Source organism: Sphingopyxis italica, assembly GCF_011926545.1.
GTDB classification, from domain to species: Bacteria; Pseudomonadota; Alphaproteobacteria; order Sphingomonadales; family Sphingomonadaceae; genus Sphingopyxis; species Sphingopyxis italica.
In genome coordinates this window covers 1,128,983-1,152,331 of record NZ_JAATIT010000001.1, presented here as the reverse complement: position 1 = coordinate 1,152,331, position 23,349 = coordinate 1,128,983, and the positions used below count along the sequence as shown (strand labels likewise).

The window sequence follows — 23,349 nt, the reverse complement described above, 5'->3', positions numbered from 1 at the left end:
GGCCGGAATCAGTAGAGGTTGTCCTTGTAATCCTTGTCGAGTCCGCGCTGCATCAGCCCGGGGACCGAGACGAAGGCGCCCGCGATGCGCGCGCCGAGGCCCTTGTCCTTGTTGAGCTTCACATGGTCGGCGAACATCTTCGCGGGCTTGATGTCGGCGGGCGCGGCGGCGGCGGGCCAGAGCGCCGCGCGGGCGAGTGCGGGGCTGGGACGCAGTTCGATTTCGACGTCGTCGATGCGCGTCGCGAGCAGCGGGACCTTGCCCTGCACTTCGAAGCTGGCGCGCGCGGTGGCGTCGTCGGTGAGCATCGCGGTGCCGCCGAGAATAGCGACGTGCGGCGAACCGGGGATGAGCAGCGCAGCGGCGATGCGCGGCTGCGCGATGATGTTGCGGAAGCTGTCGGCGCGGCGGTTGCCGGGGCGGTCGGCGAACCAGAACTGGTCGCCCGCGATGTGCGCCATCGTCCCCGCGGGGTCGCCCTTGGGACTGAGGTCGGCGGCGCCCGCCGCGTCGATCGTCGCCAGCGCCATGAAGCGCGCGGCGGCGGCGAATTCGCCCGGGGTCGACGGCGCCGCGTCCGACGGCGCGGCCGACCAGAAGCCCGAGCGGATCAGCGCCTTGGCGCAGTGGACATAGCATTCGGCGACCGCGATCCGCGCGGTTCCATCCGCGACCGCCGCGACGCGGCCATTGATACGCAACGTCTCGCCGATGCCGGGGACGAGGAACAGCGAGCCGAAGCTGGCGCCCGGCACCGCGAGCGCCGGATCGTCGAGCATCGCGAGCGGGATCGCCAGCATCGCGGGCTCGGCGGTGGCGAAGCCGGGTGCGCCGCCGCCGAGCGTGACCGCGATGCCCGCCTCGCCATCGCCGAACCCCGCGAACATGAGCGGCGAGGCGGCAAGCCAGCGCGCCGCGCTCGCATCGACATGGTCGATCACCTTGAGGTTCACCGCGGACGGCGTTTTCCCGAGGATCGCTTCGAGGCGGTCGACGCTGTCGATGTCGCTCATGCCATGCTCCGTCAGAAGTCGATCGATGCCGACGCCTTGAAAGTGCGGGGGCCGCCTTGCAGCAGTCTCGAACCGCTGAAAGCGTTATAAGCCGAGGCCCAGTAACGCTTGTCCGCGACATTATCGACGTTGAAGCGGAGCGTCAGCGGCGTGCCCCCCACCAGCGCGACATAACGCGCGCCGAGGTCGAATCGGGTCCAGCTGCCGAGTTCGAGCGTGTTCGCCGCGTCGACGGCTTGCTTGCCCGTATAAACCACGCGGCCCGTCAGGGTGAGCGCGGGCGCGAAGGGCAGATCCCATTCGATATTGGCGTTGGCGAGCATTTCGGGGACGCCGACCGCGTCATTGCCTTCGTTGACGCCGCCCTCGGTCCGGCGCAGCTTGGCGTCGTTGAAGGTCAGGCCGGAGATGATCCGAAGCCCGTCGACCGGCTCGCCGTCCAGCGTGATCTCGACGCCGCGGTTCCGCTGGGTTCCGTAATTGCCATAGACGATCGTGACCGGATCGACGAAACTGTTGGGCTTGTCGATCTGGAACAAGGCGACGCCGGCATTGAAGCGGCCGAAGGCGAGCTTGCCGCCGACCTCATATTGCTTCGACTTGACCGGCGGCAGGGCCGCGCCGCCGTTGATGACGAGCAGGGGCGGGGTAGCGGGCAGACCGTCGTCGTCATAGGTAGGGGGCGCCATCGAGCCCGCCACCAACCCTTCGATCCGGTTGCCGTAGAGCGACAGGCCGGGCACCGGCTTGACGACGATGCCGAGGACGGGGGTTGCGGCCGATTCCCTGTAGCCGCCGGCGCGCGCGCCGTCGCTATAGGAGTAGGACGTCGTCTTGATCTCCTGCAGGCGCAGGCCGCCGGTGATCAGGATGCGGTCGTCCCACAGTCCGAGCGTGTCCGAGAAGAAGACGCTCGACAGGCGGCTGCGGCTGATCGGAAACACATTGTCGAGATTGCCGCCGACCAGTTGGCCCGGGGCGGGCCGCGGCGCGACAACCGGATCGTAGAGATTGGTGGCATAGCCGATCAGATCGAAATCATAGGCGTTGCGGTTGACCTGCCAACTCACTGCCGCGCCGGCGTTGATCTCGTGGCTCATACCGCCACCTTCCAGCTTGATGCGGATGCCGGCGGTCGCCGATTCATTATTGTCCTCGCGCGGGACATAGGAACCGCTGCCGGTGGCGGCGCCGGTCACCGCATCGCTGACGGTGATGCTCGCGGTCGTCTGATCCTCGCGCCCATCGCGCGCGCCGACTTTGGCATAGAGCATCGCCGCGTCGGACAGGTCATATTCGAGACTGAAAGCCCCGAAGAAATCCTTGGTCAGAATCTGGCTCCAAGGCTGCGAATAATTGGTGTCGGCGTCCGGTACGCGCGGCACGGCCGTGCCGATTCGGACCTGGCCACGCCAATATTTCTGATTCAGGCGCTGGTAGTTGAGATTCAGGGCGGCGCGCAGCGGGCCGCTGTCGTAATCGAGCGTGGCGCCGAGGACATAGCTCGAGTGGAACTCGTCATCGATCGCGATGTCGCCGCGGCGGGCCGATCCGTTGATACGCAGACCCCATTCGCCGTTCGCGCCGAAGCGGCGGGCGACATCGGCCGCGCCGGAAATATGGGCGTCGGACGTATAGCCCAGCGTCGCGCGGGTCATTTCGCGTTCGGCCATTTTAGGGATCAGGTTGACGCTGCCGCCGATACCACTGCCACCCGGCGCCGCGCCGTTGAGGAATGCGCTCGCGCCATTGATGACCTGTACCGAGGAAAAGAGCTCGGGCGCCACCAGCTGGCGTGGGGTGATGCCATAGAGGCCGTCGAAGCCGACATCGTCCGACGACAGGTTGAAGCCGCGGATGACGAAGACTTCGCCGGCGATGCCGAAGCCGAGCGCGGTGCGAACCGTCGGATCATTCTCCAGCACTTCGCCGAGCGTATCGGGCTGCTGGTTGAGGATGAGTGCCTCATTATAGGAGCGGACGTTGAACGGAATATCCTCGGCCGCCTTGTCGCCGAACACGCCGATGTTGCCGCCGCCGCTGACCTGCGTCTGGTTATTGCGCTGCGCGGTGACGAGGATCTCGTCGGCCGCGCTCGCCTCCTGCGCCATCGCGGGCGCCGATATGGCGAGCACCGCGGTCGCGGCGGACAGGCCGAGCGCGGTGCGGAAGGTCGATCTGGTCACTGATATTCCCCTTTTCAGGCGCGGCGCTGTCCCGCGCGTCCTATGTTTCAGGTACGGCGGGCGCGCATCGCCCAGCCGGCGGCCAATATCGGCAGGGCGAGCAGCGCCCATGAGATCGCGTCGCGCCAGCCATCGCCGGTCAGCGCGACGACGAGACCGACGATACTGACGAGTGCGAGCAGCAGCGGGACGGCGAAGGTCGCGCGGAGGCCGTTCCGCGTTTTCATTCTGCCGGCACCAAGGTGCCGCCGCTTTCGACCTCGCGCACCAGCGCGTCGGTGCCGAAGCGGCGCTTGCCGAGCCAGAGATAGAGGCCCGAGCCGAGCACGATCATCGTGAACAGGGTGAGGATCGCCCAGAGCAATTTAAGCGGCAGCGCGCCATAGTCGCCGAAGTGCAGCGGCTGTGACAGCGCGAGCGCCTTGGCATACCAGGGCATCGGCCGCGCATCGGTGAAGTCGCCCGTCTCGGCATCGATCAGCGCCGCGGTGAGCAACCCCTCGGTCAGCGGCGTGTCGCCCTGAAAGAAGACGGCATAATGATGTTTGCTGCTGAACGCGCCGCCGGGGAAGGCGATGAACTGCGGGTTGTTGCCGGGGATTTCCCGGCGCGCCGCCGCCATCGCCTTGTCGATCGAGCCGTAACGCCCGGGCGGCAAGGCGCCCTTGCCGTCATAGGCGCGCGTCATCTCGGCCAGCTCGGTCCGCTGCCAATATTCGAAGATCGGGGTCGCGAGCGCGTTGATCACGCCCGTCGCGCCGACGACGGTCATCCACGCGAGCGCGACGATGCCGAGCAGATTGTGATAGTCGAGCCATTTGACGCGGCGGCTGCGCCCGGTGCGCAAGGTGCCGAAGTCGAGCTTGCGCATGAACGGCGCGTAGAGCACGACCCCCGAGACGATCGCGATCACGAAGAGCAGCCCCATCAGCCCGAGGAAGAGCATCCCGGGAAGCCCGAGGAACATGTCGGTGTGGAGCTGGAGCAGGAAGTGCATCACGCCGCTTTCGTCGACGGTCGAAGTCGCGTCGCCGGTCGAGCGGTCGAGGATCTGGATCGTCATGTCGGCGGCGGGCGAGTCGGCGCGCGGCGCGGTGGTGACCGTCATCGACGGCTGCTCATTATCGAACGCCATGAACACGGGGACTTCGCCCGGGCGCGCGGCGAGCGCCTTCGCCAGCATTTCGTCGAGCGGTTTGAGGCCGGGGGCCTCGCCCGACGATCCGACCCCGGGCATGCCATAATCGGGGGTCTCTTCGGTCAGCACGTCGATCTCATCGTGAAAGATCAGCGGCAGTCCGGTGACGCACAGCATCAGCAGAAAGGCGGTGCAGACGATGCTCGTCCACTTATGGATCAGGAACCATGTGCGGATGGTCGTGCGTTGCATGGGAAAAGGCTGCTGCTATTGCGAAGGAAAATCAATAGCGCCCTATGATTTGCCATCCGGCTTGGCAACCGGATTCGCGTCACCGACCCCATCGTTCGGGCCAGCTATGCGATCGTTCGGGCCAAGCCGACGGGGCGCGCATGCTCCGCGCGCAGCGCCGCGGATTGTTGTCGTTTCGCTTTTCTTTCATGGCGGATTGCCTATGATGGCGTTCGGGGACCGCTCGCATGGATGGAGCAAATATGCCCTTGAGCCGCGAGATGCAGCGACTGCGTGCCGAACATGCGGCGCTCGTCACTTTGTCGCGGATCCTCCTCGACATGGTCCGCGCCCCGCACCCGCCGCCCCCCGCCGAACTGGCGGCGGCGCGCGGACGGCTCCGCGAAAATCTGGTGCGCCACCTGAAATGCGAAGACTGGATTTTATATCCGCGGCTGATGGCGACGGGCGATCAGGAATTGATGCGGATCACGCGCGGCTTCGAAATCGAGATGGGCGATCTCTCCGCCGATTTCATCGCCTATGACGATAAATGGACGGGCGAGCGGGTCGCGGCCGACTGGCCGGCCTTCGGCCGCGAGACGATCGCGCTCTTCGATATCCTCGCGGCGCGCGTCGAGCGCGAGGAGCGCGAGCTGTATCCGCTCGCCGAAACACTCTACGCGTCGGGCGCGGGGATCGGCACGCCGGTCAGGGACGGATCGACAATTTCCAGCTGAGCGCGACGCGCCAGTCCTGATCATATCCCGGTACCGGCTGATCCCACGCATCGGCGATTTCGATGCCGATGGTCGCGTTGTCGGCATAGGAGAGGCGCACGCCGCCGCCCCAGCTGCCAAGCCCGAAATCGGTGCGCGCGATCGCGGCGCGATCGAGCAGCGTGACGTCGGCATAGTCGACGAAGCTGTAAATCTCGCTCTTTGAAAAGCGGCCGCTGCGCAACGGCCGAAGCGCGAGTTCGCCGAACGCCGCATAGCCGCGGTCGCCATTGACCAGCCCGTCCTCGAACGCCCGGCCAAAGGTCGCGCCGCCGACGCTGAACCGCTGCGCCGCGGGCAGGCGGTCGCGCGTCCAGCGGCCCGTCGCGGCGGCGCGGGCGACGAAGGCCTTGCCGATCGCCTGGTTCGCCTCGACGCTGCCATCGAGATAAGCGAAGCCCGCCTCGCCGACCCCCGGGTCGACGCGCGCGCCGGCGAAATCGAGCCCCTTGGCGCCGCCGATGCGCGCGCCGACGACGGTACGGTCTTCGCTGAGGCGGAAGGCGAGGCTGCCGCTCGCCGTCCATGTCTTTTCGGCGGCGATCGTCGAGCCGAAGAGCGCGTTCTTCGAATCGAGATAGTCGATCCGCGCCGAGGCGATCAGATTGCGCCGCGTCGCGCGGATCAGCGGGTGGGTGATGGCGACGCCCGCGCTCCACGCCTCGCCGTCGACCGCGATGCCTTTTGGCCGCGTGCGCAGCGCCGCGCCCGACAGTTCGGCGCGCGTGCCGCCGGCGCCGAGCGGGGTCGAATGGCTCGCCGCGAGATAGAGCAGGGATTTGAAGTCGAGCGCGGCGGCGCCGGTCAGCCGCGTCTCGTCGCCGCTGCGCAGCAGGCTGGAGCCGCGCGCGTTCGCTTCGACGATGCCGTCGTTCACGAAGCGGCTGGTGCGCGTCGTGAAGCCGAGCCCGAGCGTCGGTTTCTTCGCATCGAGCGCGAGGTCGAGCGCGACCGCGCCCTGCTCGCTGCCCAGAGCGAGCGTCGGCGTCACGGTGACGCCCGGAATGTCGGCGATATTGCCGAGCGCGCGTTCGAAGCGCGCGCGCGGCAGCGGGCGCCGGCCGGCGAGGGTGGATGCCATCTTGGCGACGAGCGGCGCGGGGCCGCTCTTGCGCTCGCCGCTCAGCGTCACCGACCCGACATGGCCCTCCGCCGACGCGACGGTGACGCTGCCGCCCGACAGATCCTGCTCGGGAATGACGAGGGTGAAGAGCGCGACGCTCGACCGGTTATAGGCGCGCGTCATCGCGGCGGCGAGCTTGGCGAGATTCTCCGAAGAGGCCGGCTTGCCGACGAAGCGCTGGGCGGCGCGGCCGACATTGGCGGGGACACCCGCGCCGACGAAGCGGATTTCGCGGATGACGACGTCGGGCCGCGCGCCAAGCTCGACCTTGCCGAGCGAAAGCGGTTCCGCCTCGGGGTCGGGCAGCGGGTCGCGGCTACGGTCGGGAGCGAGGGGCGGGCGGCCGTCGAGCGGCGTCGCCGCCGGTTGGGCCGCGAACGCCGCGACGGGGAGGAGCAGGGCTCCCGCCGCCGCCGCGACGCAAGCGTTGCGCAGCTGGCGCATCGGGTGCGGTTTCAGTCGCCGCTCTTGGGCTTCAGCCCGCCGAGGACACCCCCGACGGTATCGGTCACGCCGGTGACGAGGCCGGTCACGGCATTGCCGTCGCCGCCCGGCGTACCTCCCACCGCGCCGCCGGTCGCGCCGTTGGTCACTTGCGACAAGGCGCCGGTCGCCGTCGTGACGACATTGCTGACGAGCGTTACCGGGGTGCCGGCGGCGCCGCCGGCCAGCCCGCCAGTGAGCCCGCCAGTGATCCCGCCGGTGGCGCCGCCGAGCAGATTGCCGCCCGCGCCGGGCTGGAGCGTGACGAGCTGGCCGCCCGATCCGACACCGACGGTCAAGAGGCTGCCGTTTTGCTGGCCGGGCGACAGGATGCTCGCGCCGATCAATGGCGAGGCGCCGGGGCTGCCGAGCGCGGTCGCCTTGCCGATCGTCGCGGTGACCAGCTGGCCGGGCGCGGCGGTCAGGCCGTCGACCAGATATTGCTGGCCGCTGCCCGTCTGGACGAGCGCGACGCCGGTGCTCTTGACGACGCCGACGACGGTGCCGACGAGGCCGGTGTTGCCGGGCAGCTTGCTGTCGACCGCGCTCGCGAGCAGCAGGCCCTTGTCGGCGAGGACATTGACGAGGCCGCCGGTCTTGACGAGCACGCCGCCGATCACCGGATTGACGCTGGCGGGATCGCCGGTGCCGGCGAGCAGGCCGGTGCCCGCGACGCCGCCGGGCCCGACGAGGCCGCCGACCGCGAGCGCCCCGGCATCGCCGAGGGCAAGGCCGCTGCCGGCCGGACCAGCGGGGCCGGCGGGACCCGCGGGTCCGGTCGCTCCGGCGGGACCCGCGGGCCCGGCCGCGCCAGTGGCCCCGGTCGCGCCGACGCTGCCGACGCGATAGCTTCCCGACGATTCGCACGCCGCGAGCGCGAGGCACGCCGGGATCAGAATGAGATGGGCCGGGCGGAATTCAAGACAGGACAAAGACATGAGTCATCCCCTTCGTAGATAATCTGGTCCCTGATCGCGATATTCTCGAAATATCGACAAGGTTCCGCCCATTGTTCGAATTACTTAGGTAAAATTTCCGAAATTAACTAATAGATTAGGAATTTCGCGGGAAATCGTTCGCCATTTGTGGGAAGATTAACTATCAATTTTCTTTCCGCCAACATGGGCAGGACTCTCCGCACTCGCAAAGATCGCTCCAACTCGGGACAGTATTTCTCAAATTCATTTGGGTTAAAAGGTTTCGCGCTTCGGCGGGGCCGGCTCGCCGGTGCGCCGAAGCGGTTCCGCGCGATCGAGGCGGGGCCCGGACCGCCTCATCCATTGACGATGACGGCGCGGTCCCGCTAGGGCCGCGCCATCATTTTTTGGGAAACAGTCAAATGACCGATACACCGCCCGACCGCATGTCGACCAACCCGCGCTCGCCGCATTTCGACATGGAGGTGCTGCAGCGCGGCATCGGCATCCGCTTCAAGGGCGCCGAGCGCACCGACGTCGAGGAATATTCGATCTCCGAGGGCTGGATCCGCGTCGCCGCGGGCAAATCGAAGGACCGGTTTGGCCAGCCGATGACGATCAAGCTGTCGGGGCCGGTCGAAGCCTGGTTCGAGGATGTCGCAGGCGAAGGCGAGGCGCCCGGCGGCGATTGAGGCGGGCGCCAATCCTCGGCTAGAGCATCGAGTCCTGAATCTGGCCCATTGTTCCGTTCGTGTCGAGCGAAGTCGAGACACCCATCGCCCAAGCGCGAGGCCGATGGGTGTCTCGACTTCGCTCGACACGAACGGATTCAGATGGCCGATTTAACGGACGCCCCGCCCCCCAAAGAGAAACCACCCGGAGCGGCGGGCCGCCCCGAGTGGCTTCATCGCTCGCCGAGCCCAGAGGGTGGGGGGGGGAGGGCTCAGTTGCCGAGCGAGGCGGCGACGACTTCGAGGCCGTTGCCGGGTTTCCATTCATTTTGCGTCCAGACGGGCGCCTTGAAGCTCGGCGCCGTATCGGGGGCGCCGTCGGTGTAGATGAAACCCTGCACCGGGTTGGCGCGCAGGCCGAGGTCGCCGATCGGGGCATACCAGACGCGGACCATGCTCCAGTCGCCGGCGTCGCTGACGTCGACGACGCGAACGTCGCGCTCGATCTGGCCGCGGCGGCCATTGATCGGCGACCAGTTGGCATGGTCGATCAGGATTTCGCGGTCGCCGACGATCTTCTTGACCACCGCGACATGACCCATCGGCATGCCGCGCGTGCCCGCGAAGGCCATGACCGCGCCCTTGCGCGGCTCTTCGCCGCGCTGATAGGTGCCGGCCGCCTGCGACCACCAGGTTTTGGCATTGCCGCGGATTTCGACCCCCGATTCGGCGCGGGCGAAGGGGACGCATTGCAGATAGGCCTTCGCCGCCGCGGGGACGCTCGCGAACAGCCCTGTGACGGTCATCACGGACGCGATGGCGGCAGCCAGATAACGACGATAGAGCATGGAATGCGACCCCCCAGATGCTTGTCTTCAAGCGTTGGAGGGTGTTTGCGACGCCCCGCCCATTCTACCAACCGTCTAGCGACGAATCGCGCCGCGGATGCGGTGGACGGGGGAACCTTTTGTTAGGACGTTCAATTCGTCGTGCAGAGACTTCGGGTGGTCGAGAAGGCCGCTGCCTCCGCGACGTTACGCCGCCACCGTCGTCACGTCGTCGGGACGGCGGAACAGGGTCAGCACGTCGCTCGCGGGCATCGGGCGGCCATAATAATAACCCTGGATATTGCTGCAGCCGAAGCTGCGCAGCGTTTCGACTTCGAGTTCGGTCTCGGCCCCCTCGGCGGTCGTCGACATGCCGAGACTGTCGGCGAGCGCGACGACGGCGCGGATGATCGCGATCGATTCGATGCTGCCTTTCGCGGCGCCGACGACGAAGCTGCGGTCGACCTTGATCGTCGAGAATTGTGTTTTCCGAAGATAGCCGAGCGATGAATAGCCGGTGCCGAAATCGTCAAGCGACAGGCGGATCCCGAGTCCGATCAGCTGGTCGAGCAGCTGCGCCGCGCCGCCGCCGTCGCGCAGGAAGACGCTTTCGGTGACTTCGATCTCGAGCCTTTGGGGAGAGAGCCCGCTCTGTGCCAGCGCCGAGACGACGACCGAGGCGAAGCTGGGGTCGGTGAGTTGGTCGGCCGAGACGTTGATCGCGACCTTCAGGTTCGAGGGCCATTTCATCGCCTCGTGGCACGCGGTGCGCAGCACCCATTCGCCGATCGGCGAAATCAGGCGCGCATCCTCGGCCAGCGGGATGAAGCGGCCCGGCGACACATTGCCCAGCTTCTTGTTGTTCCAGCGGATCAGCGCCTCGAAGCCGTTCAATGTGCCGTCGGCGGCGGTCACCACCGGCTGATAATAAAGCTCGAACTCGCCGCGTTCGAGCGCGCCGCGCAGTTCCTGTTCCATCACGCGCCGCTCCTCGGCCTGCGCGTGCAGGGAGGCGACATAGGCGGCGACGACGTTGCCGCCCTTGTCCTTCGATTTATAGAGTGCGAGGTCGGCGTTGCGGGTCAGCGTCTCGACCGTCGCGCCGTCGGTCGGGCCGATCGCGAAGCCGATGCTGGCGCCGACGAACAGCTGATGATTGTCGACCACATAGGGCCGGCTGATCGCGGTGATGATCCGTTGCGCGAGGCCTTCGGCGTCGCCCGCCGAGGGAACATTGTGGAGCACGACGGCGAATTCGTCGCCGCCGAGCCGCCCGCATGTCATCCCGCGCTCCATCAGCCCCTTGAGCCGCGCCGCGACCTGCGCGAGCAATTTGTCGCCGACGGGGTGCCCCAATGTATCATTGACCGCCTTGAAGCGGTCGAGGTCGATCATCAGCAGCGCGCAGCGCGACTTGGCCTCGATTGCGTGCTTCAGCGCGCGGGCGAGATCCTCGTTGAGGCTGAGGCGGTTGGGCAGGCTGGTGAGATTGTCGTAGCGCGCCATCTTGGCGATCTGTTCGGCGGTCGCGCGCTTTTCGGTGACGTCCGAGCCGACGCCGCGGAAGCCCAGAAACTTGCCCGTTTCGTCGAGGCGCGGCGAGGCGGAGAGTTCCCACCAGCGCGGCATCCCGCCGATCGTCACCGGCACGATCAGGTTCGAGAAGCTCTCGCGCCGCTTCATCCGCTCGGCCATGTCGTGCAGGCTCTTGGGGAAGAGGCCGGTTTCCCAGGCATCACCCGAAAGCGCCTGCAGCAGCGGCACGTCTTCGAGGCTTTCGGCGGTGCCGCCGAGCGCGAAGGCCAGACGCGGCGAGACATGGATCAGGCGGCGGCTGTTGTCGGTCTGCCACAGCCAGTCGGCCGAGGTTTCCTCGAACTCGCGGAGCAGGAGGCTGACCGTCTCGGTCTTTTCGTGCAGCGTCTCTTCGGCGCGGCGGAAGCGGATATGGCTTTGCGCGAAGCGAATGCAGAAGGCGCAGAGCAGAAAACCCGCCACCAGCGCGACCGCGGCGAGTTGCGGCGCGCCGGCGCGCGTCAGCGCGGCCGCGGCCGACAGCGAGACGGGCGCGATGAACAGCGCGCAGGCGAGCGGGACGCTGTGCGCGACGATCGACAGCGTGACCATCATCAGCACCGCGATCGTCCACATCGACAGGATGTGATCGAGCGTCGGGGTCAGCCCCTGCAACCAGAAGAGCGCGCCCCAGAGCAGCGCCGAATAGAGCGCGTGGCGATGGCACAGCCGATATTCGGCCATCCCCGGCAATTGGGGATCGGCGAGCCGCATGCGGTTGAACTTGCCGTACGACCAGAGCGCGAAGGCGAGGGCGCAGGCCAGCCAGCCGCCGGCGACGGACAATGCTATGCTGTGCACCATCGTCAAGGCGGCGACGAACGCCATGCCGATGCCCATCAACAGGCGCAGCGAGCCGCGGCCGCGAAGCGGCGCGAGCTGGAGCTGGCGGAGCTTGCCGATGTCCTCGTTTCGCGGTCCCAGCCCCAACAGGGTCCGCACGGGTATCTCTTCGGCAGCCACAGGATCGGTCAGCAGGCTTTTCACGCCCGCGGGTTTAGCGCGCGGGGGTTACTCGAAGGTAACTGCCGCGTTGTTTCGATGCGAATTTCTGTGCCGGGCGGGGACAGGTTGGCGGAGCGGTGCAAGCGACGGCTTTGGGGTGGTTAGCTGTCGCCCAGCGGTTCAGGCTTGAAGCCGCCATTTGGAACGTATGGCGGATCAAGGCGACGGCACTTCCACTGATCAACCGGCGCTTTGGTGCCTGGACATGCAAACTCGGCTGCTGATTCTTCGCCAGTCTTATTGTCACGCCCGAGATACAGTGCGCTAAACCCATCGCAATAAACATCAGGCCCAGCGTCACAGCCAGTTTCGCGCTGATCGACAATCAGATAGCCTTCACGGTAGAGCTCTTGCACTATCGGCGCATCGACATCTGTGACCGGCGCGAGAGCAGGATCGGGTTCGCGCTCCCAAGGGTCGCTGGGGTCGCTAGAGCTATCAACGCCGCACGCTGTAATGACCAAAAATGGGACCAAGAGCACGACCGAGAGCTTTCGTCTCATCTCTTTCATTTGCCGTAACATACTGAGTTTGTGAACGGCAGCAACCGGTCGAAACCGGTCGCGCTCGACCTTACGCCGCCATCGCGAAAGGCTGGATTTCCCCGGCGAGATATTGCGCGCGCGCCTTCGATCGGCTGAGCTTGCCCGAACTGGTGCGCGGCAGGGTGCGCGGCGGAATCAGCTCGATCAGGCAGTTCATGCCGGTAATCGCGCGGACGCGGTCGCGGATCGTCTCGCGCAGCGCGAGACGCTCGGTCTCGTCGCTGGTGCGGCACTGGACGAGCACCGCGGGGGTTTCCTCGCCGCCCGGCGCGGTGATCGCGAAGGCCGCGATGTCGCCCGATTTGAAGCCCGGCAGCTGCTCGACCGCCCACTCGATATCCTGCGGCCAGTGATTCTTGCCGTTGATGATGATCATGTCTTTGGCACGGCCGACGATATAGATGTAACCGTCCGACAAATAACCCATATCTCCGGTGTCGAGCCAGCCGTCGATCAGGCAGGCGGCGGTGGATTCGGGATCGCGGAAATAGCCGGTCATCAGCGACGGGCCGCTGCACCACACCTTGCCGACGGTCTGGTCGGGCAGCGCATTGCCCGCTTCGTCGCGAATTTCGATCACCATGTCGCGCGCGGCGCGGCCGCAGTTGACGATCGCGCGATAGCGGGTCGGACGCCCCGAATCATTCGCGGCGCCCGACAGCTCGGTTTCCTCGACCAGTTCGACGACGATGCCTTCGCCCGGCGGCATGATGCTGACCGCGAGCGTCGCTTCGGCCAGGCCATAGCTCGGCAGGAAGGCGCTCGCCTTGAATCCCGCGTCGGCAAAGGCGTCGACGAAGCTCTGCATCACGTCGGGGCGGATCATATCGGCGCCATTGCCCGCGACGCGCCAGCGCGACAGGTCGAAGCGGTCGGCGACATGCGTCTGGCTCGACACGCGGCGCGCGCAGATGTCGTAGCCGAAGGTCGGCGAATAACTGAGCGTCGTGCCCTCGTTGCGGCTGATGAGGTCGAGCCACGCGAGCGGGCGGCGCGCGAAATCCTCGGTCTTGAGATAATCGACCGACACCTGATTCGCGACCGGCGAGAGCAGGCAGCCGACGAGGCCCATGTCATGATACCAGGGAAGCCATGAGATGCAGCGGTCGCTGTCGCGCACCTCCATGCCGTGGCTGTGCGCCGCGAGATTGTTGAGCAGCGCGGCGTGCGTGACCGCGACGCCATGCGGGAAGCGTGTCGAGCCGCTGCTGTACTGGAGATAGCAGGTTTCGTCGGGTTTCTGCTCGGGAAGCGCGGTGACCGGCGCGGCATTCTGTTCGAACGCGCTCCAGTTGACGGGCTTCACGCCGCGCGATTCGGCCGCCTCGACCGCCATCGCTGCGATTTCGGGCGGGAAAAACAACATGGTAGGATCGCAGCTGGTGAGCTGGACGACGAGCTGGCCGACATAGCTATCGCGGCCGCCGAAGCTCGTCGGCAGCGGCAACGGCACCGGCCAGGCGCCGGCATAGATGGTGCCGAAGAACAGCGCGGCGAATTCCGCGCCGGTTTCGGCGATCAGCGCGATGCGGTCGCCGGGTTTCACCCCCGCGGCGATCAGGCGATAGGCGGTCGCCAAGGCGTCGGCCCTGAGTTCGCTGTACGGGTAGGGACGCACCAGCTTTCCGCGCGGATCGTGGAAATTGAGCCCGCGCGTGCCGGCGGCGGCATAGTCGAGCGCCTCGCCCACGGTGGCGAAGTCCGAAAAGCGGCGCGGCTGCGCGCACAGGGTCGGCGTCGGCACGAGCGCATCGGCCGAAATCATGTCGGTATCGGTCATAGGGGCTGCGACATCCCGCGATAGGGGCCGCGCGGCAACAAGCATGTCATCTTTCTGAGCCATGTGTCGGTGCGCGAACCTTCGTGTTGTTTGAACAATCGCCCATTTCCGGGCGTTATCGACCAATATGGCGGTGTTGATCGTTCTCAATCGGGCCCGACTGTGGCACAAACATGGCACAGGGTCAGCCCCTTCCCCATGCGCGATCGAGGTTTGAAGCGATTTTGTTCAGGGCAAGAAGGCAAGACGCTGGCATATAGACATATGGCAAGGCTTGCCGACGCAGCCATGGACAAAATCGGTCAAATCCCGAAGGGACGACGAAATGGCTTCGATATCGGACGAAAATGCCCTTGGAAACAGAACTGTTCCCGGCGGTCATTTTCGCCCGATCTCTTCGCCATTTCGGCGCCTCGACCGCGCATGGGGCAGGGGCTGACCCTATGGCCAAACGCCGCGCTCCCTTCGACCGCTCAAAAAGGCCGCTGAGCGCGGCAAAGCTCGACGAACTGGCGCTTGCCTATGTCGCGCGATTCGCGACGAGTCGCGCCAAGTTGACGCGCTATCTGTCCCGAAAAGTCCGCGAATCCGAGTGGATCGACGAACGTGACGCCATGGCGGCGTGCGCGGCGATCGCCGACCGGATGGAGCGCCTCAATTATCTCGACGACCGCCAATATGCCGCGATGCGGGCGGGCGCGATGACGCGGCGCGGGCTCGGGGTGCGGCGGGTCAAGGCGCAGCTTTATGCCGACGGGATCGCCGAGCAGGATAGCGGCGCGGCGATCGAGACGGCGGAAGACGCGGCGCTGTCGGCGGCGGTCGGCTTCGCGCGGCGGCGGCGTTTCGGACCCTTTGCGGTGCGATCGAGCGACGATCCGAAGCTGCGCGAGCGGCAGATCGCGGCCTTCCTGCGCGCGGGGCACAGCATGACGATCGCGCGCCGCATCCTCGACGTCCCGCCGGGAGACGACGCCGCGTTGGCGGCGCTGGACGAGGACGCGGGGCTCGATTAGGCCGAAAACCACCCCGATGAAGGAAATGCCGATGCGCGCCATATTGACCGCCCTTGCCCTGTCGCTCGCCATGCCGATGGCAGCGTGCAACCGCGATGCGAGCGAGGCGGAGCGCACTGCGACGATTTCGGTGACGATCGCGATGACGGGCAAGGCGCACAAGTTCGACGTCGAGGTCGCGCGCACCGACGCCGAGCAGGATCGCGGCCTGATGTTCCGCACCAGCCTGCCGGAGAATGGCGGCATGCTCTTTCCGTTCGCAAAGCCGCGAATCGGCAGCTTCTGGATGAAGAACACATTGATCCCGCTCGACATGATCTTCGTCCGCGCCGACGGCAGCATCGACCGCATCGCCGAAAACACGATCCCAGAATCGCTCGAACCCGTCGTCAGCGGCGGCGAGGTGTCGGCGGTGCTCGAACTCGCGGGCGGCACCGCGGCCCGGCTCGGCATCGACGAGAGTGCGAAGGTGACGTGGAAAGATACGAAATAGCGGTGCGCCGCGCGGTTTGACGCTTGCGGACCGCGCTGCCTTGCCTGTAAACGCCGCAGCCATGAGCATTTTGGGCAAGATTTTCACCTGGTGGGACGGCGCGACCGTCGGCACGCTGCTGAACAGCTGGAGCACGGGCGAGAAGGTCGGCGAGGACAGCCTCGGCAACCGCTATTTCCGCGCCAAAAAGGGCGGCCGCCGCTGGGTGATCTATAACGGATCGAACGATGCGAGCCGCGTGCCGCCCGAATGGCACGGCTGGCTGCACGGCACATTCGACGAACTGCCGACCGACGTCCTGCCCGCGCCGCGCGCGTGGGAGAAGGAGCCGAGCGCGAACCTGACCGGCAGCGCGGGCGCCTATCGCCCCGCCGGCGCGCTCGAACGTGGCGGCCGCCGCGCCGCCGCGACCGGTGACTATGAGGCCTGGCGGCCCGGCGCCGAGTGACGCCCCGCGTGTCGCATCCGATTTCGACCGCGCTGATCGCGCTGCTGGCCGCGACCGCGCTGACGGCATGCGACCGGACGCCGTCGAAGGCGGGCAGCGCCACCGTATCGACCGCCGCGAAATCCGAACGCGTGCCGCAGGAAGTCGGCGGCATCGAAGGCGCGACCCCGATGGCCGAGCGCGTCGCGGTCGTCGGCCTGCTCAATAAGCGCAACGGACTGGTTCGCGAACTTGAGATGAAGCCCGGCACATCGATGCGCGTAGGCCGCGCGATCGTGCGGATGCGCGCGTGCGAGATGACCGCGCCGTGGGAAGACCCGCCCGAAACCGGCGCCTTCGTCCAGCTGACCGTTCAGGACCAGCGCGACGACAAATGGCGCCGCGTCTTTTCGGGCTGGATTTTCCGCGAGCGGCCCGACCGCAACGTGATCGAACACCCGATCTATGACGTCTTCGTCAAAAGCTGCGCGATGACATATCCGGGCGGCGAGCCCGTCGAACGGTCGGCGCTCAAATCGGCGGCGGCGCCCAAGGCATCGAGCGCACCCCAATCGCCCGCGACGAACGGCGGCGAGGGCACCGCGACACCGGCGGGGCCTGCGCCCGCCGCGCCCGCGGCGCCGGCTCCGGTCGCGCCGCCCAAGGTCGCGCCGCCCTCGCCCCCCGCCAACACCGAATAGAGCCGCGCGAGATAGTCGGCCTGGCGGATTTCGATCGCGCCGAGGCTGGCGAGGTGCGGGGTGATGAACTGGCAGTCGAGCAATTTCCAGCCGCCCGCGCGGAGCCGCGCGACGAGGTGCGCGAGCGCGACCTTCGACGCGTCGCGCGCGCGGCTGACCATCGATTCGCCGAAAAAGGCGCGCCCGAGCGTGACGCCGTAAAGCCCACCCACCAGCTCGCCATCCTGCCAGCATTCGACGCTATGCGCATGGCCGATCTGGAACAATCGGTCGTAACTCGCCCGGATGACCGGATTGATCCACGTCGTCGGCCGGTCGTCGGCGGGTTCGGCGCAGAGCGCGACCATGTCGGCGAAGGCGGCGTCGGTCGTCACGCGGAAACGGTCGGAGACGATGACCTTCTTCAGGCTGTTCGACAGGTGGAAGCCATCGAGCGGCAGGATCGCGCGCAGTCGCGGTTCGACCCAATGGACCGACGGGTCGTCCGCCCCGTCGGCCATCGGGAAAATACCCTGCGCATAGGCGCTGAGCAGCAGCGCCGGGTCGATGGATTCGAAGTGTTTCAGCTCGCGGGCTTCACGAATTTCAGCGTCATGCGGTCCGATTCGCCGATCGCGACATATTTGGCGCGGTCGGTTTCGCCCTCGGTCAGGCTCGGCGGCAGCGTCCAGACACCCTTGGGATAATCCTTGGTGTCTTTCGGATTGGCGTTGATCTCGCTGCGGCCGGCGAGCTTGAACCCCGCCGCCTCGGCGAGCGCGATGACCGTGCTTTCCTTGAGATAGCCCGATTTCTCTTCCTTCGCGCTATCGTCGCTTTCGTTCAGCCGATGCTCGGCGACGCCGAGCGTGCCGCCGGGTTTCAGCATCGCGAAGATTTGCCGGAAGGCGTTCGCGGTGTTTTCGGCGCCGCCCGACCGCCAGTTGTGGACGTTGCGAAAGGTCAGCACGACGTCGGCGCTGCCGTCGGGGACCTTGGGATTGGCCCCCGCGTTCGGAAATTCGGCGAGTTTCACCGCGCCATAGACGTCGGGTTTGGCGCCCTGCCATTCCTTGATCCGGTTGAGCCCGCGTTCCCACGGTGCCACGGCATAGAGCGTGCCGCCGCCGGTCTTGGTCAGCGGGGCGAGGATTTCGGTATACCAGCCGCCGCCGGGCCACAGCTCGACGACCGTGTCGCCGGGCTTAACGCCGAAAAAGGCGAGCGTTTCGGCGGGATGGCGATAGGTGTCGCGCGCGACATTCGCGGGGGTGCGGGTGGGGGCGGCAACCGCGGCGGCGATCGCATCGCCGCTCTTGGCGGCGGCATGACCGGCGTGGCCATCGTGCTGCATCGCGGCAGCGGGAACGGCGATCAGGGCGGCGGCACTTGCAAGCAATGACAGGACACGCATATGGGCACCTCTCTCCTTGGGGGATTTCGTCTCCTTGCGGAGACTGGGGGGAATGCCCCTGTTTGCGAAGGGATGCGCGGCAATGCAAGTGTCGATGCTGTCGGTGGCGATTGCGGCCGCGACGCTGTTCGGCGTCGCCGAGCTCGCCAACTGGCGCCGCAACAACCGCCGCGACGTCGACAATGTCGGATTTATGCCGTGGCGCGGGATCGCGCTCGCGTCGGCGGCGGTGGCGCTGTTCGCGGCGGCGTTCTGGCTTGGCGGTCGCTAGGGTTTACAGACACGCCTCCAGATACGGCTGATCGAAGCCGTACTGGCGCGCCTTTTCGAGCGTATAGGGACGCAGGCCCATCGCGCGATATTCGCCGACGATCTTGCCGTCCTTGTCCTCGTCGAGATATTCGAACTTGAAGAGTTCCTGGGTGACGATGACGTCGCCTTCCATGCCGATCACCTCGGTCACGTTGGTGACGCGGCGCGACCCGTCGCGCAGGCGCTTGATCTGGACGATCAGGTCGACCGAGTCGGCGATCTGCTTCGAGATCGCTTCCTTCGGGATCTTGATGTCGCCCATCAGCACCATGTTTTCCATACGGCCGAGGCATTCGCGCGGGCTGTTGCTGTGGAGCGTACACATCGATCCGTCGTGACCCGTGTTCATCGCGGCGAGAAGGTCGAAACACTCCGCGCCACGGACTTCGCCCATGATGATGCGGTCGGGGCGCATACGCAGCGCGTTCTTGACGAGGTCGCCCATGTGGATCGCGCCATTGCCCTCGAGGTTCGCGGGGCGCGTTTCGAGCGGGAGCCAGTGCGGCTGCTGCAGGCGGAGTTCGGCGGCGTCCTCGATCGTCAGCACGCGTTCGCCGGGGTCGATCATCTTCGACAGTGCGTTGAGCATCGTCGTCTTGCCCGAGCCGGTGCCGCCCGAGATGACGATATTGAAGCGGCTGGCGCCCGCGATCTTGAGCGCGGTGCACATCTTCTGGCTCATCGCGCCCCATTGGCAGAGCATGTCGAGCGTGATCGGCTTCGCCGAGAATTTACGAATCGAGATCGCGGTGCCGCGAAGCGACAGCGGCGGCACGATGACGTTGACGCGGCTGCCGTCCTTGAGGCGCGCGTCGGCGAGCGGGGTGGTCTGGTCGACGCGGCGGCCGACGAGGTTGCAGATGCGCTGCGCGATCTGGAACAGATGCTGTTCGTCGCGGAACTGGATCGGCGCGATGACCAGCTGGCCCTTGCGTTCGATATAGGTCTGGTACGGGCCGTTGACCATGATGTCGCTGATGTCGGGGTCGGCGAGCAATTCCTCGAGCGGGCCGAAGCCGAGCAGTTCGTCGACGAGGACCTTTTCGAGCGCGAACTGTTCGCGGCGATTGAGCGTGATGCGCAGTTCGGCGAGCACCTCGAGGATGATCGGCCGGAATTCCTCGGTCAGCTCGTCCTTGCTGAGCGTCGCCGCGGCCTCGGGATCGACGCGTTCGAGCAGGCGCGGCAGTACCTGTTCCTTGATCTTGTGGACGCTGGCTTCGAAACCCTGCGCCTTTTCGGGCTCGGCCATCTCGGCGGTCGACCGCTGATTGAGCCGCTCCATCGCCTCTTCTTCGGGCGTCAGGTTCGACGGAATCGGCGGCGGGGCTTCGGCGGGCGCGGGGTCGAGCGCGGGGAATTGCGCGCCGCCGGGCACGCCGGGGCCAGTCTGCATCGGCTTCGCCACGCCAAAGGCGGGGCGGCCAGCGGTTCCGGGTCGGCGTCCGAATGCACTCATCTTTTTATCCTGCTTCGTATCTGATGCGGGAATGCCGCCGATATGTTGGGCGGAACCCCCAATCCGACACGGTGAATAAAGCGGAAACTTTGACATTGTCCTAATGCGGCGGGTGAGAGATGCGGCGCGTGGAGAGGACGGGGTGGGGGGCGGACATAGCTAATCCTCCCTGTGGCGAAGCCATGGGGAGGGGGACCGCCGCCGCAGGCGGTGGTGGAGGGGCCGCGACGGTGCGGCATAGCCCCTCCGTCAGCGCTTCGCGCTGCCACCTCCCCATCGCTACGCGACAGGGAGGATCATATGTCCGTAATCGGCCGAAACCCGCCATCCGGCACGACATGATCCCCAAACAAAAAAGCCCGCCTCCCTTCGGAAGCGGGCTTTTTGTGTGCGGTGGCGTGCGTTCAGCCGGCGATATGCTCGGCGAGCACCGTGAGGCCCGCTTCGTTGACCTCGGCAAAGCCGCCTTCGACCTCGATCACTTCGGGCGCGGCGCCCGCGGTGGCATAGATGGTCAGCGGGCCGTTGCGCAGCGTCGCCATGAAGGGCGCATGGCCTTCGAGCACCGAGAAATCGCCCTCGGTCCCCGGCACGGTGACCATATGGACGTCGGCGGTCCGCTCGAGGCGGGCGGGGGTGACGAGTTCGAACTTCAGAGCCATCTTCAATCTCCCCCCTCCCGCTTGCGGGAGGGGTCGGGGGAGGGACTGTTTCAAAAGAGAGGCGCCGGTCCCCCGACAGGCCCTCCCCTAGCCCCTCCCGCAAGCGGGAGGGGAACAGTATTACGCGTCTTCGGCGAGCTTCGCGGCCTTGGCTACCGCTTCGTCGATGCCGCCGACCATATAGAAGGCCGCTTCGGGCAGATGGTCATATTCGCCATCGACCACCGCCTTGAACGACTTCACCGTGTCCTCGATCGCGACGAACTTACCGGGGATGTTGGTGAAGACTTCGGCGACGTGGAACGGCTGCGACAGGAAGCGCTGGATCTTGCGCGCGCGCGCGACGACCAGCTTATCTTCTTCCGAAAGCTCGTCCATGCCGAGAATCGCGATGATGTCCTGAAGCGACTTGTACTTCTGCAGCGTTTCCTGAACGCGGCGGGCGGTCTCGTAATGCTCCTGCCCGACGATCGCGGCGGTCAGCACGCGGCTGGTCGAATCGAGCGGATCGACCGCCGGATAGATGCCGAGTTCCGAAATCGCGCGGTTCAGCGTCGTCGTCGCGTCCAAGTGGGCGAACGAGGTTGCCGGCGCCGGATCGGTAAGGTCATCCGCGGGAACGTAGATGGCCTGCACCGAGGTGATCGAGCCCTTGTTGGTCGAGGTGATGCGTTCCTGCAGCGCGCCCATGTCGGTCGACAACGTCGGCTGGTAACCCACGGCCGAAGGAATACGGCCGAGCAGCGCCGACACTTCCGAACCCGCCTGGGTGAAGCGGAAGATGTTGTCGACGAAGAAGAGCACGTCCTGCCCTTCCTGGTCGCGGAAATATTCGGCGATCGTCAGGCCCGAGAGCGCGACGCGAGCGCGGGCGCCCGGGGGTTCGTTCATCTGGCCGAACACCAGCGCAACCTTCGACCCTTCGGGGGTCGGGTTGCCGTCCTTGTCCTTGGCGATCACGCCGGCGTCGAGGAACTCGTGATAGAGATCGTTGCCTTCGCGGGTGCGTTCACCGACGCCCGCGAACACCGACGTCCCGCCATGGCCCTTGGCGATGTTGTTGATCAGTTCCTGGATGAGCACGGTCTTGCCGACGCCCGCGCCGCCGAACAGGCCGATCTTGCCGCCCTTGGCATAAGGCGCGATCAGGTCGATGACCTTGATGCCGGTGACGAGGATGCTGCTTTCGGTCGACTGGTCGACGAATTCGGGGGCCTTGGCATGGATCGGCGCGGTGGTGGTGGCATTCACCGGACCGCGCTCGTCGATCGGCTCGCCGATGACGTTGAGGATGCGGCCGAGCGTCTGCGGGCCGACGGGGACCGAGATCTGCGCGCCGGTGTCGACGACGGGCTGGCCGCGGGTCAGGCCGTCGGTCGCGTCCATTGCGATCGTGCGGACGGTGTTTTCGCCGAGGTGCTGCGCGACTTCGAGGACAAGGCGGTTGCCGTTGTTGTCGGTTTCGAGCGCGTTCAGAATCGCGGGGAGCTGGCCGGTGAACTGGACGTCGACGACGGCGCCGATGACCTGTGCGATGCGGCCCGTGGCGGTGCCGGTGCTTGCAGCCTTCGGAGCGGCGGCCTTCTTCGGCGCAGCGGCCTTGGGCGCTGCGGCCTTCTTGGCGGGTGCCTTCTTTTCAGCGGGTGCGGTAGCCATGGTCTTCTTCCTCGGGTTGATCGGTTAGAGCGCTTCGGCGCCCGCGTTCTTGGTGGTGCTACAGCGCTTCCGCGCCAGCGATGATTTCAATCAGTTCGGTCGTGATCGCCGCCTGACGCGTGCGGTTGTAAATGATGGTCAGCTTGTTGATCAGGTCGCCCGCGTTGCGCGTCGCATTGTCCATCGCGGTCATCGACGCGCCCTGTTCGGACGCGGCGTTTTCAAGGATGCCCTTGAAGATCTGGATCGTGATGTTGCGCGGCAGGAGGTCGGCGAGGATCGCTTCCTCGTCGGGCTCATATTCGACCGCGGCACCGCTCGATGCCGGAACGTCGACCGGGGCGGGAACGGGGATCAGCTGCTGGCCGGTCGCTTCCTGGAGGAGCGCCGAGCGGAACTTCGAATAAAAGAGATGCGCGACGTCGAACGCACCGGCTTCGTAAAGCTCCATGACCTTGGCCGAAATCTCGTGCGCCTGGTCGAAGCCGATGTCGCGGATGCCGGTCGTTTCGTACAGCTCGGTGATCTGGCCCGCGAACAGGCGTCCGATGACCGGACGGCCCTTGCGGCCGATCAGGTAGAAGAGAACCTTCTTGCCCTCTGCCTGCAGTTCGAGCGCCTTGTCGCGCGCCGCCTTGACGATGTTCGAGTTGAACGCGCCGGCGAGGCCGCGGTCGCTGTTGAGCACGACGAGCAGGTGCGTGTCGCTCTTGCCCGTGCCCGAGAGCAGCTTCGGCGCGCTGTCCGACCCGCCGACCTTCGACGCGAGGCTGGCGACGACGCCTTCGAGGCGCTCGGCATAGGGACGCGCGGCTTCGGCGGCCGCCTGCGCCTTGCGCAGCTTGGCCGCCGCGACCATTTTCTTGGCCTTGGTGATCTTCTGGGTCGATTTGACCGAGTTGATCCGCCCTTTGAGTTCTTTCAGGTTTGCCATGAAGGCCCCTATATTTCGTCATC

The 23,349-nt window shown here is 66.4% G+C and carries 22 protein-coding genes and 1 pseudogene; 7 read left to right on the top strand and 16 right to left on the bottom strand.

Annotated features, from left to right (window positions below; all coding sequences use genetic code 11):
- Positions 1–8 precede the first annotated feature (8 nt).
- The 4 genes from GGR90_RS05165 to GGR90_RS05150 are packed head-to-tail and all read right to left on the bottom strand — an operon-like array spanning position 9 to position 4,589.
- A complete protein-coding gene (locus tag GGR90_RS05165; protein ID WP_167919909.1) occupies positions 9–1,013 on the bottom strand; it encodes a pyridoxamine 5'-phosphate oxidase family protein in 1,005 nt (334 codons plus the stop codon).
- Between the two features lie 11 nt (positions 1,014–1,024).
- Positions 1,025–3,199, bottom strand: coding sequence for a TonB-dependent receptor (locus tag GGR90_RS05160; RefSeq protein WP_342449887.1), 2,175 nt, complete (start codon positions 3,197–3,199; stop codon positions 1,025–1,027).
- A gap of 47 nt (positions 3,200–3,246) precedes the next feature.
- Positions 3,247–3,426, bottom strand: coding sequence for a hypothetical protein (locus GGR90_RS05155; protein WP_167919905.1), 180 nt, complete (start codon positions 3,424–3,426; stop codon positions 3,247–3,249).
- A complete protein-coding gene (locus tag GGR90_RS05150; RefSeq protein WP_167919903.1) occupies positions 3,423–4,589 on the bottom strand; it encodes a PepSY-associated TM helix domain-containing protein in 1,167 nt (388 codons plus the stop codon). Before GGR90_RS05150 ends, GGR90_RS05155 begins: the two co-directional genes overlap by 4 nt.
- Positions 4,590–4,831: 242 nt before the next feature.
- Here GGR90_RS05150 and GGR90_RS05145 point away from each other — a divergent pair, with 242 nt between their 5' ends.
- Positions 4,832–5,308: a hemerythrin domain-containing protein gene (locus GGR90_RS05145; protein WP_167919901.1), complete on the top strand. Its 477-nt coding sequence runs from the start codon at positions 4,832–4,834 to the stop codon at positions 5,306–5,308.
- On the opposite strand, the gene GGR90_RS05140 is transcribed toward GGR90_RS05145, so the two are convergent.
- Both GGR90_RS05140 and GGR90_RS05135 read right to left on the bottom strand, forming a co-directional pair.
- Positions 5,280–6,914 (bottom strand): ShlB/FhaC/HecB family hemolysin secretion/activation protein, encoded by a 1,635-nt coding sequence (locus GGR90_RS05140; protein WP_167919899.1) that lies wholly within the window; start codon positions 6,912–6,914, stop codon positions 5,280–5,282. The genes GGR90_RS05145 and GGR90_RS05140 overlap by 29 nt on opposite strands.
- An 11-nt stretch (positions 6,915–6,925) precedes the next feature.
- Positions 6,926–7,891: a hypothetical protein gene (locus GGR90_RS05135; protein WP_167919897.1), complete on the bottom strand. Its 966-nt coding sequence runs from the start codon at positions 7,889–7,891 to the stop codon at positions 6,926–6,928.
- A gap of 401 nt (positions 7,892–8,292) precedes the next feature.
- Between GGR90_RS05135 and GGR90_RS05130 the strand changes: the two genes are divergently transcribed.
- Positions 8,293–8,562 carry a DUF3297 family protein gene (locus GGR90_RS05130; RefSeq protein WP_167919895.1) on the top strand — a complete coding sequence of 90 codons (270 nt, stop codon included), beginning with the start codon at positions 8,293–8,295 and terminating at the stop codon, positions 8,560–8,562.
- A gap of 251 nt (positions 8,563–8,813) precedes the next feature.
- Here GGR90_RS05130 and GGR90_RS05125 read toward each other — a convergent pair whose 3' ends face one another.
- From GGR90_RS05125 to GGR90_RS05110, 4 genes are all read right to left on the bottom strand, one after another.
- Positions 8,814–9,389, bottom strand: a complete 576-nt coding sequence (locus GGR90_RS05125; RefSeq protein ID WP_167919893.1) for a CHAP domain-containing protein — start codon at positions 9,387–9,389, stop codon at positions 8,814–8,816.
- Positions 9,390–9,575: 186 nt separating this feature from the next.
- A complete protein-coding gene (locus GGR90_RS05120; protein WP_425337876.1) occupies positions 9,576–11,885 on the bottom strand; it encodes a putative bifunctional diguanylate cyclase/phosphodiesterase in 2,310 nt (769 codons plus the stop codon).
- 164 nt (positions 11,886–12,049) lie between these two features.
- Positions 12,050–12,460, bottom strand: a complete 411-nt coding sequence (locus GGR90_RS05115; protein ID WP_167919889.1) for a hypothetical protein — start codon at positions 12,458–12,460, stop codon at positions 12,050–12,052.
- Positions 12,461–12,521: 61 nt separating this feature from the next.
- Positions 12,522–14,273, bottom strand: a complete 1,752-nt coding sequence (locus GGR90_RS05110; RefSeq protein ID WP_167919887.1) for a fatty acyl-AMP ligase — start codon at positions 14,271–14,273, stop codon at positions 12,522–12,524.
- 443 nt (positions 14,274–14,716) lie between these two features.
- Here GGR90_RS05110 and GGR90_RS05105 point away from each other — a divergent pair, with 443 nt between their 5' ends.
- The 4 genes and pseudogenes from GGR90_RS05105 to GGR90_RS05090 all read left to right on the top strand — a co-directional run.
- A complete protein-coding gene (locus GGR90_RS05105; RefSeq protein WP_167919885.1) occupies positions 14,717–15,289 on the top strand; it encodes a regulatory protein RecX in 573 nt (190 codons plus the stop codon).
- A 31-nt stretch (positions 15,290–15,320) separates the two neighbouring features.
- Positions 15,321–15,782: a DUF192 domain-containing protein gene (locus GGR90_RS05100; RefSeq protein ID WP_167919883.1), complete on the top strand. Its 462-nt coding sequence runs from the start codon at positions 15,321–15,323 to the stop codon at positions 15,780–15,782.
- Between the two features lie 61 nt (positions 15,783–15,843).
- Complete coding sequence (locus tag GGR90_RS05095) at positions 15,844–16,230, top strand: NADH:ubiquinone oxidoreductase subunit NDUFA12 (RefSeq protein ID WP_167919881.1); 387 nt, start codon at positions 15,844–15,846, stop codon at positions 16,228–16,230.
- Between the two features lie 170 nt (positions 16,231–16,400).
- A pseudogene (locus GGR90_RS05090) lies at positions 16,401–16,637 on the top strand (DUF2155 domain-containing protein); the annotation flags it as partial.
- 35 nt (positions 16,638–16,672) lie between these two features.
- Here the strand turns inward: GGR90_RS05090 and aat are convergent.
- Positions 16,673–17,476, bottom strand: a complete 804-nt coding sequence (aat, locus tag GGR90_RS05085; protein ID WP_167920824.1) for a leucyl/phenylalanyl-tRNA--protein transferase — start codon at positions 17,474–17,476, stop codon at positions 16,673–16,675.
- The gene (locus GGR90_RS05080; RefSeq protein WP_167919878.1) at positions 17,473–18,303 is read right to left on the bottom strand and encodes a class I SAM-dependent methyltransferase; all 831 of its coding nucleotides are present in this window, start codon (positions 18,301–18,303) and stop codon (positions 17,473–17,475) included. Before GGR90_RS05080 ends, aat begins: the two co-directional genes overlap by 4 nt.
- An 82-nt stretch (positions 18,304–18,385) precedes the next feature.
- On the opposite strand from GGR90_RS05080, the gene GGR90_RS05075 reads away from it, so the two are divergent.
- Positions 18,386–18,574 (top strand): hypothetical protein, encoded by a 189-nt coding sequence (locus GGR90_RS05075; protein ID WP_167919876.1) that lies wholly within the window; start codon positions 18,386–18,388, stop codon positions 18,572–18,574.
- A gap of 3 nt (positions 18,575–18,577) precedes the next feature.
- Here GGR90_RS05075 and GGR90_RS05070 read toward each other — a convergent pair whose 3' ends face one another.
- The 4 genes from GGR90_RS05070 to GGR90_RS05055 form a co-directional block, all read right to left on the bottom strand.
- The gene (locus GGR90_RS05070; protein ID WP_167919874.1) at positions 18,578–20,074 is read right to left on the bottom strand and encodes a TadA family conjugal transfer-associated ATPase; all 1,497 of its coding nucleotides are present in this window, start codon (positions 20,072–20,074) and stop codon (positions 18,578–18,580) included.
- Between the two features lie 404 nt (positions 20,075–20,478).
- Positions 20,479–20,736: an ATP synthase F1 subunit epsilon gene (locus tag GGR90_RS05065; protein WP_120217359.1), complete on the bottom strand. Its 258-nt coding sequence runs from the start codon at positions 20,734–20,736 to the stop codon at positions 20,479–20,481.
- Between the two features lie 120 nt (positions 20,737–20,856).
- On the bottom strand, positions 20,857–22,392 hold the full coding sequence (atpD, locus tag GGR90_RS05060) for a F0F1 ATP synthase subunit beta (RefSeq protein ID WP_209023562.1): 1,536 nt from the start codon (positions 22,390–22,392) through the stop codon (positions 20,857–20,859).
- A 58-nt stretch (positions 22,393–22,450) separates the two neighbouring features.
- Positions 22,451–23,326 carry a F0F1 ATP synthase subunit gamma gene (locus tag GGR90_RS05055; RefSeq protein ID WP_167919872.1) on the bottom strand — a complete coding sequence of 292 codons (876 nt, stop codon included), beginning with the start codon at positions 23,324–23,326 and terminating at the stop codon, positions 22,451–22,453.
- Positions 23,327–23,349 lie beyond the last annotated feature (23 nt).